This window comes from Cupriavidus sp. C1SS-2L, from assembly GCF_057073735.1.
Window position 1 is genome coordinate 2,136,796 of record NZ_CP172708.1, and the last position, 18,028, is coordinate 2,154,823.

Sequence of the window (18,028 nt, forward strand, 5' to 3'; positions counted from 1 at the left end):
TGTGCCACTAGGCGTCGGCAACGCCAAATTCGGCAAGCACCGATGCCGTGTGTTCGCCGAGCAAAGGTGCCGTCCCATGCGGATGGACGGTTCCGGCGAACCCCGGCAAATTCGCCCACGGCAGCTCGCCAAGGCCGGCCTGTGAAACGTTGCCGAATACGCCAGCCTGCGTGCATTGCTCGCTCACCCGCAACTCGCGTGGCCGGCTTACGCGTGCGAAAAGCACATCATGCTCCGTAAAGATCGACTCCCAGTACGCCAGCGGCTTCTGCGCCAGCGCGGCGCCCAACCGTTGGCATAGCTCGGCCGTACGCGGCAGGCGGCCCGCGCTCGTGCGCAGATCCGGATCGGCCAGCCAGTCATCAAACCCGAGAACGGAGGCCAGACGCGTGAACATCGCGTCATTGAGCATGCTGACGTAGAGCGGGCCATCCGCAGCCTGGAACATGCCCGTCGGCGCATTCGCGGCGGCAAACTCTGCGTCGGGAAACATCGCATCGTCCACCAGCAGATACGACTGCAACGCCGCGCTCGCCTCCAGCAGCGACATCTGCACGTGCCGCCCCTTGCCGCTGCGTGCCGCGCGGAACAGCGCAGCCGATGCATGCTGTGCCGCGTACAGGCCCGTGCTCAGGTCCACCAGGAAGAAGCCGATGCGGCGCGGTTGGCCGGTGGCGTCGCGGTTCACATGCATCAGGCCGCTGAAGGCCTGGATGGTCGTATCGACCGCAGGCAAGCCCGCGAGCGGGCCATCCTGACCGTAGCCCGTGATCGAGACATAGACCAGCGCAGGGTTGCGCGCCGACAGCGCTTCATAGCCGACACCCATGCGCTCGGCCACGCCGGGGCGATAGTTTTGAATGACCACGTCGGCCTGCTCCGCGAGCTTGCGCAGCGCGGCCTTGCCTGATTCGGTGCGCGTATCGAGCACCACGCTCTCCTTGCCGGCGTTGTAGGCAATGGCGATCGCAGTCTGCCCTTCACGCACGCGGCCCATCTGGCGGCCCCAGTCGCCAGCGGGCGGTTCCACCTTGATCACGCGCGCGCCCTGCTGGCGCAGGATCAGCCCGCAATACGGACCGGCAATGCCCTGACTCAGGTCCAGCACGGTCAGGCCGGCCAGCATGGCTTCATCGTCGGCCACAGGTGTCTTGTTCAAGTCTGTCTCCCGTTGTTCTTTGATGCCCCTGCCGCCCCGTCAGGGCATGTCGAGCATGACCTTGCCGATCGCGCGGCGCGACATGGTGGTGTCGACGGCCTCGAGCCACTGGTGCAGGCCGAAATGCTGCAGGACCGGCTTCGGCATCTCGCGGTTCGCCACGGCATGCATGATCTTGCCGACCACGTCCTGCACCTGCGGCGCGAACCGGCTGCGCTCGTCGGTCAGCCCCCAGCCGATGTAGTAGCCGTAGTTGAAGCCGATCACCGACAGGTTCTTCACGAGCAGCAGGTTGGCCGGCACCTCGGGAATGCGTCCGCCGGCATAGCCGATCGACAGCAGGCGGCCACCCGGCGCCGCACAGCGCAGCGAGGCATCGAACAGATCGCCGCCGACGGGATCGAATACGACGTCCACGCCGCCGGCAGGGCACAGCGCCTTCACTTCGGCCGCCAGCGATTGCGGATCAGACGACAACGCATGCGCAGCGCCGTTGTGCAACGCTGCCTCGCGCTTGGCTTCCGTGCTGGCCGTCGCAATCACGCGCGCCCCCATCAGCCGTCCTACCTGCACGGCCGCCGTCCCCAGCGAACCGCTTGCGCCGTGAACAAGCATGGTCTCGCCCGGCTGCAGCACCGCGCGCCACGCCAGCGCGGCCCAGACAGTGCCGTAGGTGACTGGCAACGCCGCGGCACTCGCCAGATCCAGCGCATCAGGCACCGGATAGACGGTATCCGCCGTGGTCACCACTTCCTGCGCGAAGCCACCCCAGTCCAGTGCGGCGGCCACGCGCTGGCCGGGCCGCAGGCGCGTCACGTCCGGTGCCACTTCGATGATCTCGCCCGCCGCCTCCGTGCCCGGCGTAAATGGAAGCGGCGGCTTGCGCTGGTACTTGCCCGACACGAACAGGCTCAGCGCAAAGCCCACGCCCGCGTGCCGCACCCGGATGCGCACCTGCCCCGGCGCCAGCGGACGCCGTGCGATACGCTGCAGTTCCAGTTCGCTCCAGTGACACCAGCGCGAGCACACCAGTCCAAGGTAATCGCCCATACTCCGCTCAAGCCTCCTTCATTCCATCGCGATGCCGACATCGCGGATGATGCGGCTCCATTTGTCCTGGTCGCTCTTCAGGACCGCTGCAAACGCCTCGGGCGAGTTGCCGACCGGCTCGAGATTCAGGTCCTTCATCTTCTTCGCGATCTCGGGCATGCGCACGATGCGAGCAACCTCGCGCGACAGCGCATCGACACGCGCCTTGGGCACCCCAGCCGGGAACATCAGGCCCATCCACGCATCGGGCTCGAAGCCCTTGTAGCCGGCCTCGCGGAACGTCGGGACGTTTGGCAGCAATGCTGAACGCTCGGCGCCGGCCAGCGCGACGGGGATGATCTTTCCGCTTTGCAGCAGCGACATGGCCGTACCGACCGGCACCAGGCCGATCTTTACGTGGCCAGCGGCCAGATCCGTCACGAGCGGCGCGCCGCCCTTGTAAGCCACGTGCGTCATGTCGAGCCCGGCTTCCCGCTTGAACAGTTCGCCGAGGATATGGCCCGTGGTGCCGGCGCCATACGACCCATACGGATACTTGCCTGGATTGGCCTTGACCAGCGCGACCACGTCCTTGAGCGTGCGCGCCGGGAAATCCGAGGACACCGCGAGCACGGTGTAAGAGATGGCCACCTCGCTGACCGGCGCGAAGTCCGCGATCGGGTCATAGCCGATGCGCTGGTATAGCGACGGGTTCTGGACGTGAGCGGTGAACGTGAGCAGCACGGTGTAGCCGTCCTTCTCCGCACGCGCCACGTATTTGGTACCCGTGGTCGTGCCGGCGCCCGGCTTGTTCTCGACGATCACGGGCTGGTTCCACGTCCTCGTGAGCTCCTGCCCGATCAGCCGCGCCGCGGCGTCGTTGACGTTGCCGGCCACGGACGGCACCACGATGGTCAGCGGCCGAGACGGATAGGGCTCCGTCTCGGCTGCCATCGCGGCGGTCCCGGTCACGGCGCTCAGCACGATGCCCAGCAAGGCGGCACGCAGCCGCACGCCGCATGTGGCGAATTGGTTCTGCATTGGCTTGTCTCCTGTGTGTGGCGCCTGTTTGCGGCATGCATGGCCTGTCAGCGCCTTGGCCGCAGTCTAGGGCAGCCGCCCGCGCTCCGTGATTCCCGCGAGTACCGGCGCGATTCCCGGCAGGAATGGACAACCAATGGCAGCTACAATGCCCCGACCCCATTCTTGCGCTCACTCGTCGACGCGATGCGATTCGAGGACATCGAAGCTTTCCTGGTCGTGACCCAGCACGCCAACCTGCATCGCGCCGCCGCCGCGCTGGGCGTGACGCAGTCCGCCCTGTCCAAGACGCTGGCGCGGCTCGAGGCAGAAGCCGGCATGCCGCTGTTCGAGCGCACGCCGCGCGGGCTGGTACTGACCAGCGTCGGCAAGACACTGCATGCCCATGCACGCAAGATCTCGCTGGCCGCGAGCGACATGCGGCAGGAGCTGGCCGAGCAGCGCGTCGCCAAGGCGGGCACGGTGCGGCTCGGGGCGATTCCCTATCTGGTGCCGTCGCTGCTCTCACCGCTGCTGGCGCAATTTTTCGTAAGCCGCCCGCTGGCCGTGTTTTCAATCGAAACCCACCTCAGCGCGCGCCTGATGGCTGTACTGCAGAACGGCGACGTCGACCTGATCCTTGCCGCGCGACCTACCAGCGTGCCCGAGGACGTGAGCGGCCTGCCGCTAGGCCCGCTGACGATGCAGATCGTCGCGCGCAGCGAGCATCCGCGCCGCGCGCGCTTCCGTTCGCTGGCGGACCTGACCGAAGAACGCTGGGCAGTGCCCGCGAGCTCGCTGTATCTGCGGCAATGGCTTGAGGAACGCTTCACGGCAGTGGGGCTCCCACCGCCGCGCGTGGCCGTGGAAAGCACGGCGTCACCCGTCGCATTCGGCGAACTGCTGCGTCATTCGGACCTGCTCGGCATCATGCCGCCGCGCATCCTGAAGCAGGCGGAGGGACAGGGACTCGAAGCCATCGAAGGCCCGGACATGGCCTGGCAGCATGATCTGGCCATCTTCTGGCGCGCCGATGGATACCTGTCGCCGATCTGCCAGGACTTTCGCGATGCGGTGGTGAGCTGGCGCGAGCAGGCGGATATCTGAGCCGCCTCAAACCGCCATGACAAGGTCTGCCTACGGTGCCCGGCATATTCCGACCAGATCCATTGCCGAGATGCGCTGCATCCGGCACACCGCCATCTGACCGTTATCGCGCGCGCATGGCCTTGCGGACGGCTTCGGTCACCTGCTCCACCACGCCCGCGCGCCAGTCGTCGGCATCGCCATAGAACGCGCGCCACATAGCCTGCCGGACCAGCGTGCGCTGGTTTTCATCGGCTTCCGGATGCAGGTACAGCCAGTGATCGCCACGCAGCGCGTCGAGGACTTCCGCAACCGGCAGCGTGCCAAATTCCAGCGCTATTCCTGCATAGTCGACGTCCGGCAGCGTGCCAGGGACAGCCTCCCAGGCAAGGCCGGTCAGTCGGGCCGAACTTGACGAGCCGTCATAGATCGAAGTTACCTCGCCGCCCCAGATTGCGCGGGTACGCTTGAGTTGGCCATCGTCATCGGGCCCCATGCAGATCGGCTCGCCATACCCCCAGGGGCCGAGGCCCGTGTGGATGTCGATCCAGCGCAGACTGCCGCGCGCGCTGCCGAAGCGCGCGAGCACACGCCGCAGCGTGTAGTTGCTCCAGGTCTCCTTGTTGCCGCCATAGAAGAGGCCTTTCGGATCCTGGTACTGGCCGCTGCTGACCGCGGTCTGGTACCAGTCCATGCCTTTCTCCGCGACGGCCTTCATGAACTGGGCCTGCTCCTCACCAGAGGGCGGCCAGTGTGCGGGCAACAGCATCGGCGCAATTTCCGCGTAGGGCGCGTTATCCGGCAGTGGCTGCGCGAAATCCATGAAATTGCGGTTCAGATCGACGTTGTCTTCGTTGACCCGGCGCAAATGCGAAAAGCCGTAGGGATTGACTGCGTGCACGACCAGCAAGCCCAGGCGTGCTTCGGCGCAGTCGGCCAGCAGTATCGCGTCGGACAGCAGCGCCACCTGCGCGCCGGAGCCGCAGAAACCCTCCACGCCATGCACACCGGAGCTGATTATCAGCACGCGCCGGGCGTCGGCAGGCCCTACCCAGGCGACATCCATGGCAAGGTCCTCGCCGGCACTGCCGCGCCGGGTCGGATGGGGAAATTCGGCAAGTGTCGCGCCCGCACCGCGCGCCGCGGCCAGGAACTTCTGCCGCGCCTCGGCATAACTGGTGGCAAAACATCCCGAAACCTGGCCCATGGCAACTGCCCCTTGCGGACGGAGATGCTGGCATTAGACGCCAATTCGTCCCGGCTTGCCAACGTGCAGTGCGTCAGAAGAGTTGCCCGCTGTCCCCGGCTCGTGCCTCGTCCGGCCCCCAGATGCCGGGCGAGCTGAATGCCTGTGGATGCATCTCGATGCCCGCTGCGGCAAGCTGGGCGGCTGACAACACCAGTTGGCGCGCGAGCCAGTCATGCAGGCCGCGCAGGAACCGGATGTTGTCGAGCCGGTTCGAGGCCGCAATCAACCGCTCGAGCTTGACATGCGCGGTATAGACATCGAGCAGATTGGTCGCCCTGAGCCGCGGCGGCGTGGTCGGGCTGCGCTCGATGGCAAGGATGCGGCTCACCTGGGCCCGGCTCAGGTCACCGGTGCGCTGGAAGTATTCGTAGACGTCCTGCAGTGGCGCAAAGCGCACCGTGGGCTGCACGCGCGGCACGGTCAGAAGTTTTTCCATGCGCAGCACAAGGTAGCGGATCGCCGCCAGGCGCTGCGCGGTGTCCCGCTCGGCGCCGGTGGGCCGGCGGCGTGAAGCACTGGCGATCACGGCATCCAGCGCTTCCGATTGCCGTACCACGTCGCGCTCGGTGTAATCCGGTACTTGGGCAAGCAGGCCGGGATGAACCACCGCGGCCCGGGCACAGGCTTCTCCAAACGGATATTCGTGGCCTTGCGCATCACGCAGGATATAGGCCCTGCCGTCGGGAAAACCGTGATGACGCCCCGTGGCGCCGCGCGCGTGGCAGCGCGTGTCGAGGTCGACGAAGTCCTTGCGTACGGGAATCCACCCCCCGTGCTGTGCCTGGGTCATGAGTCTGCGTTAATGCGGTATTTCGGGTAAAGACAGCGAGGCCGGCCAACAGACCAGCCCGCGCCCAACCCGTTATTGTCGCCGATCGCGCCGCGACCCGGCCAATGCCGCTATTTCAGCATGAACGACATCGCCGACAGGCAGTTCAGCATGCGCACGGCCGACTGCACGGAATCGGCTGAGAACGACAACGTGACGCCATCGACGCGCTCCAGCGTCGGCCACTGGCAGAACAGGTCCGCGTGGGCGGCTGTCTGGGTCTGGAGCCGGCAGGTCACGGGGCCGTCGATTCGGAATGGCGTTGCATCGGCCCGGTCGCGTACAGCTTGCGACGCCGCTTTCCGAACAGCATCGCGCGCCGCCGCCGGCGCGAGCGTGCTGCCGCTGCCGAAGCCGCCCGCCGACTTGGTCTGCACATAGCGCACCCACGGCATCAGCGGGCGGGTCTCGCCGATAAAGACATCGTCGCCACTGGCCATCAGCACCGGCACACCGAACTCACCGGCCAGCGCGGCGTACAGGCCGGCTTCGCCCAGTTCCTGCTCGTTCAACCACACGCGCGCAAACGCGCTGCTGTTGATCGTGTGTGCCAGCACCCCGCGACTTTGCGCGCGGCAGTGATAGCCAATCAGGAACACGCCGTCACAGCCTGTTTCCACGCCGGCCATCATGCCCAGATAGCGGGGCTTGCCGAGTACGAGCTGCGCACGTGAATCGATCTGGTCCGGCAGCAGATTGCGGAAACCGCCGTGCGAGTCGTTGACCAGCACCGCGGTCGCGCCGGCGTCGAAGGCGCCCTGCACGGCCGCATTGGCTTCGCCGGTCATCCATGCACGGGCTCGCTCATATTCGCCATTGCCCGGACGCGTCTGCTCGGCGTGAAAAACGCCGGCAATACCTTCGATATCGGTGGAGATCAGCAGCTTCATATTGGAGTGCGTAGTTCGGGCATGACATCGAGCAACGCCTGACGGCGGTGTCCGCTACGGCCATGGACGGGCACCGCCTGCCAGAGTGCGTGAAGGATGGCCTGTTCCACGCTGTCAGCCGCGGCGCGGAACAACGGGTCGAGTCGGCTTTCGTGCAGCAGCGGCACGGAAGGCATCGGCTCCGCAGCATGGTGCGGCACGGTGTACGCCGTGGAAAACGCGAACACGATATCGCCCGAGCCATGCCCGTACACCGACCCCGTACGGGCCAGGCCGGCTCCCGCGCGAAGTGCCAGCCGGCGCAGCTGGCGCGCGTCGAGCGGCGCATCCGTGGCCAGGATCATGATGATCGATCCTTTCTCCGGCTCGGGCGCGGGTGCCGCGAGCCGCGCGGCCAGTTCACCGCCGACCTGTCGGCCAGCGATAACGAGCGATTCCGGCGTGCCGAAATTCGCCAGCACAAGCGCACCCACGCAATAGCCGCCGACTAAGCGCGATGCAGTGCCGATGCCACCCTTGACGCCAAACGACGACATGCCTCGCCCGGCACCGACCGATCCGGCCTGCACATCGGCGCAAGCGGCAGCACAGGCCGTCTCATAGTGAACGCGATCAACGGCCATGGCCTGGATATCGTTCAGGTAGCCATCATTGCATTCGAACACCAGTGGATTGACTGTCGGCAGCGACCGACCGATTTCCGGATTCGCCGCTACGGCCTCGCAGATCTGCGCGTGCGCCACGGCCCCGACGGCAAAGGTGTTCGTCAGCGCGATGGGCGTTTCCAGCACGCCCAGTTCCTCCACCTGCACAAGCCCGATGCTTTTGCCGAAGCCATTGATCACAGCGCAAGCGGCCGGCACCTTCTGCAGATAGACGTTACCGGCATGCGGACGCACGACGGTCACGCCGGTCTGGACGTCGCCGTCATCCAGCGTGCAATGCCCGACCGTCACGCCGGCCACGTCCGTGATGCTGTTGCGTGCGCCAGCGGGCAGCGCACCAATGACCGGCGGTGTCAGGGCTTCCATCTCCATCTCGCCTCAGCGCCGGTCGATCTTCGGATCGAGCGCATCGCGCAGGCCATCACCGAGCAGGTTGAAGGCCAGCACCGTCAGGAAGATCGCCAGGCTCGGGAAGATTGCGACGTGGGGCGCCGTCACCATGTCGGCGCGGGCCTCGTTCAGCATGGCACCCCACTCCGGCGTCGGCGGTTGTGCGCCGAGCCCGAGGAACGAGAGGCTCGCCGCGGTGATGATCGACGTGCCGATCCGCATCGAGAAGTACACCACGATCGACGACACCGTGCCGGGCAGGATATGCCGCATCAGGATGGTCCAGTCCGACGCTCCGATGCTGCGCGCAGCTTCCACATAGGTCAGGCGCTTGAGCATCAGCGTATTGCCGCGAACCAGCCGCGCAAACGCCGGAATGCTGAAGATGGCCACGGCGAAGATTACGTTGACCATGCCGTTGCCGAGGATCGCGACGACACCGATCGCCAGCAGGATGCCCGGGAACGCGAACAGCACGTCGGAGATGCGCATCACGATGCGGTCCCACCAGCCTTCGTAGTAGCCGGCCAGCAGGCCCAGCGCGGTGCCGATCACGGCGCCGATGATGACCGACAGGAAACCAGCCGCCAGCGAGATGCGCGTGCCGGCCAGGATGCGGCTGAAGATGTCGCGGCCGAGCGAATCCACACCCATCCAGTGGGCTGCGGACGGGCCGGCGTTGAGCGCGTCATAGTCGAAGAAATTCTCGGGATCGTAGGGCACCAGATGCGGCGACAGGATTGCCACCACGATCAGCAGCAGCACGAACCCACCGGCGCCGAGCGCCAGATGCTGCTTGCGGAATTTGCGCCAGAACTCGGTCCAGGGCGTCCGCACGGCCTGAGGGGCCGCTGCGACGGTGGCTGCCGGGGTGTCGGCGGGCGTGGAAATCTCGGTCATGCCTGCCTCCTTTTACTTGTAGCGGATGGTTGGGTTGATCACGGTGTAGAGCAAGTCCACCACCAGGTTGATCAGGATGAATTCAAGCGAGAACAGCAGCACCTCGGCCTGGATCACCGGGTAGTCGCGCATCTCGACGGCATCGACCAGCAGGCGCCCGAGGCCCGGCCAGTTGAAGACTTTCTCCACCACGATCGAGCCGCCCAGCAGGAAGCCGAACTGCAGGCCCATCATGGTCACCACGGGAATCATCGCGTTGCGCAGCGTGTGCTTGGCCACGACCACGGTCTCGCGCACGCCCTTGGCGCGCGCAGTACGCACGAAATCTTCCTGCAGCACCTCGACAAACGACGCACGCGTAAAACGCGCCATCACCGCTGCCACGGCTGCGCCCAGCGTCAGCGACGGCAGCACGTAGTGCTTCCAGCTATCGGCGCCGATCGACGGCAGCCAGCCGAGCTGCACCGAGAACACTTCCATCAGCAGCATGCCGAGCGCAAACGCCGGGAACGAGATGCCGGACACGGCCAGCGTCATGCCGAGCCGGTCTGGCCAGCGGTTGCGCCAGACCGCGGAGCAGATGCCGATCACCATGCCGAACACGACGGCCCAGGCCATCGACGCCACGGTCAGCCACAGCGTCGGCATGAAGCGGTCGCCGATCTCATCGCTGACCGCACGCTTGGTGCGCAGCGAATGCCCGAACTCGCCGCGCACGGCGTTCGAGAAGAAGTTCACGAACTGCTCGGGCAGGGTTTTGTCCAGCCCCAGGTCCTTGCGCACCAGCTCGACGGTGGCTTCGTCGGCCTCGGGGCCCGCCGCCAACCGCGCCGGATCGCCGGGCAGGAGGTGGACGAACAGGAATACCAGCACTGCCACGATCAGCAGTGTCGGGATCACGCCCAGGCATCGTTTGAGGAAATAGTTCAGCATGACGCTTCAGGGAAAAGGCCGCAGGCCGCCTGTCCATGCCCCTGCGATGGGACAGGCGGCCACGTTCGGCTTACTGCTTGCTACCCGGTGCGCGCCGCGGTAGCGGCGCGCTTTCCGCAGGCTTACTGCTTGATATCGATGTCGTCGAAATTGAACGAGCCATCGGGCATCACATACGCACCGGTCAGGCGCTTGCTGCGCGCGTACAGCACCTTCTCGGTCACCAGGAAGGCCCACGGCGCATCCTTCCAGATGCGTTCCTGCGCGTCCTTGTACAGCTTGGCCTTCTCGCCGCGATCGGTCGTGCGCAGCGCGCCGGCGATGTCGGCATCGACCTGGTCGTTCTTGTAGTACGCGGTGTTCAGCAACTTCGGCGGCATCGATTCCGAGGCCAGCAGCGGACGCAGCGCCCAGTCCGACTCACCGGTCGACGACGACCAGCCGATGTAGTAGATGCGCACGCCGGCATCTTCCGGCTTCTGCACGCTTTCCACCTTCTCCACGCGCTGGCCGGCTTCCAGCGCCTGCACGCTGGCCTTGATGCCGACCTGCTGCAGCTGCTGCTGCACGAACTGGATCACCTTCTGCGCGGTGGTGTGGTTATAGGCCGACCACAGCGTGGTCTCGAAGCCGTTCGGGTAGCCGGCTTCCTTCAGCAGCGCGCGCGCCTTGGCCGGGTCATACGGCCACGGGCCCAGCTTCTCCGCATAGTCCACGCCCGGCGGCACCACGCCTTCGGCCGGCACGGCGTAGCCGGCGAAGGCCACCTTGGTCAGCGCGTCCTTATTGATTGCGTAGTTGATGGCCTGGCGCACCTTCGGGTCGTTGAACGGCTTGACCGTGGTGTTCAGGCTCAGGTAGCGCTGGATAATCGACGGCGCCGCGATCAGGTCCACCTTGGGGCTGTTCTTCAGCACCGCGGCCTGCTCGAACGGGATGCTGAAGGCAAAGTCGGCCTCGCCGGTCTGCATGATGGCCGCGCGGGTGTTGTTGTCCACCACCGGCTTCCAGGTGACGGTGTCGATCTTCGGATAACCGGTCTTCCAGTAGCCTGCGAATTTCTTGCCCTTCAGGTGATCGGGCTGCTTCCACTCGACGAACTCGAACGGGCCCGTGCCGACCGGATGGAAGGCAATCTCCTTGCCGTACTTCTGCAGCGCCACGGGCGAGATCATCACGGCCGACGGGTGGGCCAGCACGTTGATGAACGGCGAGAACGGCTCCTTCAGCGTGACCTTTACCGTGCTGCTGTCCACCACATCGGTCTTGGCGACGCGGTTGAACAGCGTATAGCGCTTGAGCTTGTTGGCCGGGTTGGTCACGCGGTCAAGGTTGGCCTTCACGGCGGCGGCGTCGAAGGGGGTGCCGTCGTGGAACTTGATGCCCTTCTTGAGCTTGATCGTGTAGGTCAGGCCGTCCTTGCTGACGTCATAGCTTTCGGCCAGCACGTTGACCAGCTTCATGTCCTTGTCCAGGCCGAACAGGCCCTGGTAGAAGCTTTTGGCTACGGCCTGCGACAGCGTGTCGTTCGAATCGTACGGGTCCAGCGTGGTGAACGTGGAAGCGACAGCCATTACCGCATCCTTGGCGGCAAAAGCGGACACCGGCGCCAGCGCGCCTATCGCGCCGGCCACAAGCAGCCCGGCCACCAGCCTGGGCGAAACCATCGATGCAGACATCTTGATTCTCCTTGGATAAACCGATTTCAGTAGGCACCGCCAATGGCGTGCCGCGCGACAAAGTGACCGATTCCACGGCTGTCCGCGACAGGCACCAGTGGCTGCACCACCGGTTCGTCGCCGACCGCGCGGATCGGGCTGGGAATTTCGTCCGACAGCGGTTCGCGCCGCAGGTGGCGGCGCGCCGGATCGGCGATCGGCACCGCCGCCATCAGCTTCTTCGTGTACGGATGCTGCGGATTCTCGAAGATCGCGCGGCGCGGACCGATCTCGACGATCTGCCCGAGGTACATCACCGCCACGCGATGGCTGACTCGCTCCACCACGGCCATGTCGTGCGAGATGAACAGGAACGCAATGCCGAGTTCGCGCTGCAGGTCCAGCATCAGGTTGACGATCTGCGCCTGGATCGAGACATCGAGTGCCGACACCGACTCGTCAGCCACGACCACCTTCGGGTTGAGCGCGAGCGCACGTGCAATGCAGATGCGCTGGCGCTGGCCGCCCGAGAACTCGTGCGGATAGCGTGCGGCATGCGAGGGATCGAGTCCGACCTTCTCCAGCAGCCACGCAACGCGCTGCTCGGCGTCCTTGCCGCTGGCCACCTTGTGCACGAGCAGCGGCTCCATGATCGAATAGCCGACCGGCACGCGCGGATCGAGCGAGGCGAACGGGTCCTGGAAGATGAACTGGATATTGCGCCGCAGGTTCTGCAGCGCGGGGCCTTCCATGTGGCTGATATCGTGCCCGGCGAATTCGATGCTGCCGCTCTGGCTTTCCACCAGGCGCAGCAGAGAGCGGCCCGTGGTCGACTTGCCGCAGCCCGACTCACCAACCAGCGCGAGCGTCTCGCCCGGATAGAGATCGAAGCTGACCTGCTCCACGGCATGCACGCGCCGCGTGACGCGGCCGAACACGCCGCCCGGCACGTCGAAGCGCGTGACCAGATCGCGCACGCGCAGGATCGGCTTGGCGTCGGACGATACCGTGTCCTGCGGTGCTTCTTGTGTCGGTGCGGAATCGCCAAGCTGCAGCAACGGGAACTTGGCCGGCAGGTCCGTGCCTTGCATCGCGCCGAGCCGCGGCACGGCCGACAGCAGCGCGCGCGTGTACGGGTGGGCCGGCGCGCGGAAGACTTCGTCGGAGCCGCCCTCTTCCACCTTCTCGCCCCGGTACATCACGAGCACGCGATCAGCCACTTCGGCCACCACGCCCATGTCGTGCGTGATGAAGACCACGCCCATGTGCATCTCCGCCTGCAGGCCGCGGATCAGTTGCAGGATCTCGGCCTGGATCGTCACGTCGAGCGCCGTGGTGGGCTCGTCGGCGATCAGCAATGCGGGCTTGCAGGACAGCGCCATCGCGATCATCACGCGCTGGCGCATGCCGCCCGAGAGCTGGTGCGGGAAACGGTCAAGTACGCGCTTCGCTTCCGGAATGCGCACCAGTTCCAGCATGCGCAGCGCCTCGGCACGCGCGGCGGCGCGGCTCTTGCCCTGGTGCAGGCGGATCGATTCCGCGATCTGTTCGCCCACCGGGAACACCGGGTTGAGCGAGGTCATCGGCTCCTGGAAGATCATCGCCACGTCGGCGCCACGCACGCTGCGCAGCGTGGCGTTGTCGGCACGGGCCAGGTCGATGACATCGCCGCCGCGCCGGCGCAGCGCCATGCTGCCCGATGCGATCTTGCCGCCACCATGCTCGACGAGGCGCATCAAAGCGAGCGATGTCACGGACTTGCCTGAGCCGGATTCCCCGACCACGGCCAGCGTCTCGCCACGGTCAACGTGGAACGACAGGTTGCGCACGGCTTCGACGGTGCGCTCGGACGTGGAAAAGCGGACGGTCAGGCCGTCCACCGACACCACACGCTGCGGCGGCAGCACGATATTCGATTGAGAAGAGAGTTCAGCCACTGGCTCCCCCTGGGATTGCTGCGGGAATTGCGGATGGAAAACGGCGTGTCAGCCGTAGATCGCCACGGTCACCGGACCGTCCGCGCGCGCAAAGCCGCGGTACATGCCCTCTGTATTGAACGGCAGCGTGATATTGCCGGCACGATCCACCGCGATCAGGCCACCGCGGCCGCCAATGGCCGGCAGCTTTTCCATGACCACGCGGCGCGCCGACTCCTCGAGCGACAGGCCCGCATACCGCATCTGTGCCGACACATCATGGGCTGCAACAGTGCGGATGAACATTTCACCGGTACCGGTGGCTGACACCGCAGCAACATCGTCGGCATAGCAGCCTGCGCCGATCAGCGGCGAATCGCCGACGCGGCCGACCTGCTTGTTGGTGACGCCGCCCGTGGACGTCGCGGCGGCCAGGTTGCCGAAGCTGTCGCAGGCCACGGCGCCGACCGTGCCGAACTTGCTGTCCGGATCGATCGGATCGGGCTTGCCGGCCAGCGCGCGCGCGGCGAGCGTGGCCGCGTCATGATCGAGCAGTGCCATGCCTTGCACGGCGCGCGCGCGTTCCCATTGCTCGTAGCGGGCCTTGGTGTAGTAGTAGTCGCGCGACACCAGTTCCAGGCCATGTGCCTCGGCAAAGGCTTCAGCGCCTTCGCCGGCAAACAGCACGTGTTCGCTGTGATCCATTACCGCGCGCGCGGCCAGTACCGGGTTGCGCAGCCGCGACACGCAGGCCACCGCGCCGGCGTTGAGCGTCGCACCGTCCATGACGGCGGCATCGAGTTCGTAGGTGCCGGCGTGCGTCAGCACTGCGCCCTTGCCGGCGTTGAACAGCGGGCACTCTTCCAGCAGGCGGACAGCTTCCGTCACGGCGTCGATGGCCGTGCCGCCGCCGGCCAGCACGCGCTGGCCTGCCAGCAGCACCTGTTCCAGCGCTTCGATGTATTCGCGTTCGCGGGCCGAATCCATGGCCGCGCGCGTGATCGTGCCGGCGCCGCCGTGGATGGCAATGACTGCTTGGTTCATTGGGACTACGCTTTTGGGTGCTTGGAAGGGTTGCGGCGGTCGGCGCCGGGCTTGCCATCGACATCGGCTGATGCCACGGGCTGTGCGGCTGCCGTGGTGCCGGCATTGCCGGCATGGGGGCCATACAGCCACGGCAGCAGGAACTCGGTCATCTCGGCCGCGGCCTTGACCGGGCGTTCGGCTCGGTGTGCCACGGCGCCGCACAGCGCTTCGATCAACGCCAGCACGTTGGCATCCGAATTGGCCGACAGCCGGTTAGCGGCCTGCGCATAGAGCGCGATATCGGCAATCGGCGCCAGCGGCGAGGTCGGGCCATCGGTCAGCGCCAGCAAGCGCGCGCCGCGTGCCTTGGCGCGCTGGGCCAGCACCACGGTATCGGACACGTAGCGCGGAAACGCGATGGCGATGACCAGGTCGGCAGGGCTCAGCTTGAACAACTGGCGCGCCGCGTGCGACGCACCGCCCGCGCCGGCGACCGAGGTCACCATGCGGCAGTGCATTTCCAGGCCGTGCTGCAACAGGCCCGACAGGAAGCCGCTTGCGCCAAAGCCGGCAATGTAGACACGCTCCGCGGCAAGAATCGCGGATACCGCCCGTTCGCACGCGTCGGCGTCCAGCGCGCGGCGCGTGGCCTCGAGGTTGGCTGCGGCATTGTCCAGCGACGCGGCGAATGCCTCGGCCGCCGTGGTGGGCCGCTCCAGCTCCGAACGCAGCCGTTCCACCGGCGCCAGCGTCGCCTCAAACCCGCGCACCAGTTCGGCGCGGAACTGCGGATAGCCGTCAAACCCGAGCGCGCGCGCAAATCGGTTGGCTGTCGCCACCGACACCTGCACCGCGGTCGCGAACTCGTCGATCCGCATCGTCGCGGCGCGGAACGGATTGGCAAGCACGTACTCGGCCATGCGCTGGTGCGCGGGCGTCAGCGCTGGCAGGCTGCGCGCAATACGTTCAGAGATCGAGGCGCCGTCCGGCATGGGATCAGGAGATCTGGCCGATGTGAAAACCAAACATCGGTCGTGGTGGCTGCAATGAAAATGAATTTACACGCAGACCGCGAACAAGAAAACAGAGTTTTCATCATTCAAGGGTAATCCCTAGGACATACCGTCAATCGAGCGGGTCACCGCCAACGGGAAACGCTACAATGCCGCCCAGCGCCTCATCTCGGGCTGCTGTCCGCGCTTTCTCGCGCTTTTCCGCTGTTTTTTATCCCCGCTTACCGACGCTCCTGCCTTACCCGTGATCCGAATCGACCAGCTTGTCCTCCAGCGCGGCACCAAGGTGCTGTTCGACCACACCAGCGTGACGCTCAACCCGGGCGAGCGCGTGGGCCTCGTCGGCGCCAACGGCAGCGGCAAGTCCACGCTGTTCGCCATGCTGCGCGGCGAACTGCATGCAGATGGCGGCGACGTGACGGTGCCTGCCCAATGGCGCATCGCGCATGTGGCGCAAGAGACGCCGGCGGTGGCGCGTAGCGCGGTCGAATACGTGATCGACGGCGATACACGCCTGCGAGAGATCGAAGCCGCCATTGCCGAGGCGCAGGCAGTCGGCGACGGCAGCGCGGAAGGCGAAGCGCACGCGGCCTTTGCCGACGCCGACGGCTACACCGCCCCGGCGCGCGCCGAGGCGCTGCTGTTGGGCCTGGGTTTCACGCTGCCGCAGGTGTCGCAGCCGGTATCGTCGTTCTCGGGCGGATGGCGCATGCGCCTGAACCTGGCCCAGGCCCTGATGTGCCCGTCGGACCTGCTGCTGCTCGATGAACCGACCAATCACCTGGACCTCGATGCCATCGTCTGGCTCGAAGACTGGCTCGCGCGCTACCCCGGCACGCTGGTCATGATTTCGCACGACCGTGAATTCCTGGACGCGATCTGCAACGTCACGGTCCATATCGAGAATCAGCAGTTGCGCCGCTACGGCGGCAACTACACGCTGTTCGAGACGCTGCGCCTGCAGCAGATGGCGCAGCAGCAGGCGGCCTATACCCGCCAGCAAAAGGAAATCGCGCACCTGGAATCGTTCATCACGCGCTTCAAGGCCAAGGCGACCAAGGCGCGCCAGGCGCAAAGCCGCGTCAAGGCACTCGAGAAGATGGAACGGCTGGCGCCAGTGCACGTCGCCGCGGGCTTCGCCTTCGAATTCCGCGAGCCCGATGCGGCGCCGAACCCGATGATGGTGCTGGACGGCGTCGACTGCGGCTATGCCGAGGCCGATCCGCCGGTGACCATCCTGCACAAGCTGGCGCTGTCGATCCAGAACGGCCAGCGCATCGGCCTGCTCGGCGCCAACGGACAGGGCAAGTCGACGCTGGTCAAGACGCTGGCCGGCACGCAGGATCCGCTGACCGGCACGCTGCGCCTGGGCAAGGGCCTGCAGATCGGCTACTTCGCCCAGCACCAGCTGGAAACGCTGCGTGACCACGAATCTCCGCTGCAGCACCTGGCGCGACTGGCGCCGGACACCCGCGAGCAGGAACTGCGCGATTTCCTCGGCAGCTTCAATTTCCGCGGCGATATGGCCACCGCGCCGATCGAGCCGTTCTCGGGGGGCGAAAAAGCCCGCCTGGCGCTGTCGCTGATCGTCTGGCAGAAGCCCAACCTGCTGCTGCTCGACGAACCGACCAACCACCTGGACCTCGACACGCGCGAGGCGCTGACCATGGCGCTGGCGCAGTTCGAAGGCACGCTGATCCTGGTTTCGCACGACCGTCACCTGCTGCGCGCTACGGCCGACCAGTTCATGCTGGTCGCCGATGGCACCATCAAACCGTTCGACGGCGACCTCGACGACTATCGCGACTGGCTGCTGCAGCAGGCCGCGGCCAAGCGCAACGCCGCCGTGGCCGCGCACCAGGGGGAAACCGGCGGCAACGCCGCAGCGGTCAACCGCAAGGACCAGCGCCGCGCCGAAGCGGACGAGCGCCAGCGGCTGGCGCAACTGCGCAAGCCGCTGACCAAGGAACTGGAAAAGGTGGAAAAGCGCATGACGGTGCTGCAGACCGCCAAGGCCGAGATCGACCAGTTCATGGCCGATGAGACCAGCTATGCCGAGGCCAACAAGTCAAAGCTGATGGAGATGCTCAAGCGCCAGGGCGAAGTCAACGGCGAACTGGAAACGCTCGAAGAGAAATGGCTGGAGCTGCAGGAGCAGATCGAACAGATCGAGTGAAGGGGTTCGAGTCCGCTACCTCGTATCCACCCATCGAATGTCGTGGCTGCGAACAAAAACCGGCGCTCAAGGCGCCGGTTTTTCTATCC

15 protein-coding genes are annotated in these 18,028 nt (G+C 66.1%); 2 read left to right on the plus strand and 13 right to left on the minus strand.

Features of this window, described 5'->3' with window-relative positions; genetic code table 11:
- Positions 1 to 7: 7 nt before the first annotated feature.
- The 3 genes from ACIGJG_RS09890 to ACIGJG_RS09900 form a co-directional block, all read right to left on the minus strand.
- Positions 8 to 1,126, minus strand: a complete 1,119-nt coding sequence (locus ACIGJG_RS09890) for a CaiB/BaiF CoA transferase family protein (RefSeq protein ID WP_049796463.1) — start codon at positions 1,124 to 1,126, stop codon at positions 8 to 10.
- Between the two features lie 72 nt (positions 1,127 to 1,198).
- Positions 1,199 to 2,209: an NADPH:quinone oxidoreductase family protein gene (locus ACIGJG_RS09895; RefSeq protein WP_220630734.1), complete on the minus strand. Its 1,011-nt coding sequence runs from the start codon at positions 2,207 to 2,209 to the stop codon at positions 1,199 to 1,201.
- 18 nt (positions 2,210 to 2,227) lie between these two features.
- The gene (locus ACIGJG_RS09900) at positions 2,228 to 3,229 is read right to left on the minus strand and encodes a Bug family tripartite tricarboxylate transporter substrate binding protein (protein ID WP_011298081.1); all 1,002 of its coding nucleotides are present in this window, start codon (positions 3,227 to 3,229) and stop codon (positions 2,228 to 2,230) included.
- A gap of 186 nt (positions 3,230 to 3,415) precedes the next feature.
- On the opposite strand from ACIGJG_RS09900, the gene ACIGJG_RS09905 reads away from it, so the two are divergent.
- A complete protein-coding gene (locus tag ACIGJG_RS09905; protein ID WP_011298082.1) occupies positions 3,416 to 4,315 on the plus strand; it encodes a LysR substrate-binding domain-containing protein in 900 nt (299 codons plus the stop codon).
- A 103-nt stretch (positions 4,316 to 4,418) separates the two neighbouring features.
- Here the strand turns inward: ACIGJG_RS09905 and ACIGJG_RS09910 are convergent, their stop codons facing one another.
- From ACIGJG_RS09910 to ACIGJG_RS09955, 10 genes are all read right to left on the minus strand, one after another.
- Positions 4,419 to 5,501, minus strand: a complete 1,083-nt coding sequence (locus ACIGJG_RS09910) for a M14 family metallopeptidase (RefSeq protein ID WP_011298083.1) — start codon at positions 5,499 to 5,501, stop codon at positions 4,419 to 4,421.
- A 73-nt stretch (positions 5,502 to 5,574) separates the two neighbouring features.
- Positions 5,575 to 6,333 carry a hypothetical protein gene (locus tag ACIGJG_RS09915; protein ID WP_011298084.1) on the minus strand — a complete coding sequence of 253 codons (759 nt, stop codon included), beginning with the start codon at positions 6,331 to 6,333 and terminating at the stop codon, positions 5,575 to 5,577.
- 110 nt (positions 6,334 to 6,443) lie between these two features.
- Complete coding sequence (locus tag ACIGJG_RS09920) at positions 6,444 to 7,262, minus strand: M55 family metallopeptidase (RefSeq protein WP_140950849.1); 819 nt, start codon at positions 7,260 to 7,262, stop codon at positions 6,444 to 6,446.
- The gene (locus ACIGJG_RS09925) at positions 7,259 to 8,299 is read right to left on the minus strand and encodes a DmpA family aminopeptidase (RefSeq protein WP_011298086.1); all 1,041 of its coding nucleotides are present in this window, start codon (positions 8,297 to 8,299) and stop codon (positions 7,259 to 7,261) included. Before ACIGJG_RS09925 ends, ACIGJG_RS09920 begins: the two co-directional genes overlap by 4 nt.
- Before the next feature lie 6 nt (positions 8,300 to 8,305).
- On the minus strand, positions 8,306 to 9,217 hold the full coding sequence (gene gsiD / locus ACIGJG_RS09930) for a glutathione ABC transporter permease GsiD (RefSeq protein WP_011298087.1): 912 nt from the start codon (positions 9,215 to 9,217) through the stop codon (positions 8,306 to 8,308).
- A gap of 12 nt (positions 9,218 to 9,229) precedes the next feature.
- On the minus strand, positions 9,230 to 10,150 hold the full coding sequence (gsiC, locus tag ACIGJG_RS09935) for a glutathione ABC transporter permease GsiC (RefSeq protein WP_011298088.1): 921 nt from the start codon (positions 10,148 to 10,150) through the stop codon (positions 9,230 to 9,232).
- A gap of 122 nt (positions 10,151 to 10,272) precedes the next feature.
- The gene (gene gsiB / locus ACIGJG_RS09940) at positions 10,273 to 11,829 is read right to left on the minus strand and encodes a glutathione ABC transporter substrate-binding protein GsiB (RefSeq protein WP_220630735.1); all 1,557 of its coding nucleotides are present in this window, start codon (positions 11,827 to 11,829) and stop codon (positions 10,273 to 10,275) included.
- Positions 11,830 to 11,855: 26 nt separating this feature from the next.
- Complete coding sequence (locus tag ACIGJG_RS09945; protein ID WP_140950847.1) at positions 11,856 to 13,745, minus strand: dipeptide ABC transporter ATP-binding protein; 1,890 nt, start codon at positions 13,743 to 13,745, stop codon at positions 11,856 to 11,858.
- Positions 13,746 to 13,793: 48 nt separating this feature from the next.
- Entirely contained in the window at positions 13,794 to 14,768 is a 975-nt protein-coding gene (locus ACIGJG_RS09950; protein ID WP_011298091.1) for an isoaspartyl peptidase/L-asparaginase family protein, read from the minus strand.
- 5 nt (positions 14,769 to 14,773) lie between these two features.
- On the minus strand, positions 14,774 to 15,742 hold the full coding sequence (locus tag ACIGJG_RS09955; RefSeq protein WP_258234599.1) for a MurR/RpiR family transcriptional regulator: 969 nt from the start codon (positions 15,740 to 15,742) through the stop codon (positions 14,774 to 14,776).
- Positions 15,743 to 16,007: 265 nt separating this feature from the next.
- Between ACIGJG_RS09955 and ACIGJG_RS09960 the strand changes: the two genes are divergently transcribed.
- Positions 16,008 to 17,939, plus strand: coding sequence for an ATP-binding cassette domain-containing protein (locus ACIGJG_RS09960; RefSeq protein WP_483672285.1), 1,932 nt, complete (start codon positions 16,008 to 16,010; stop codon positions 17,937 to 17,939).
- Positions 17,940 to 18,028: the final 89 nt, after the last annotated feature.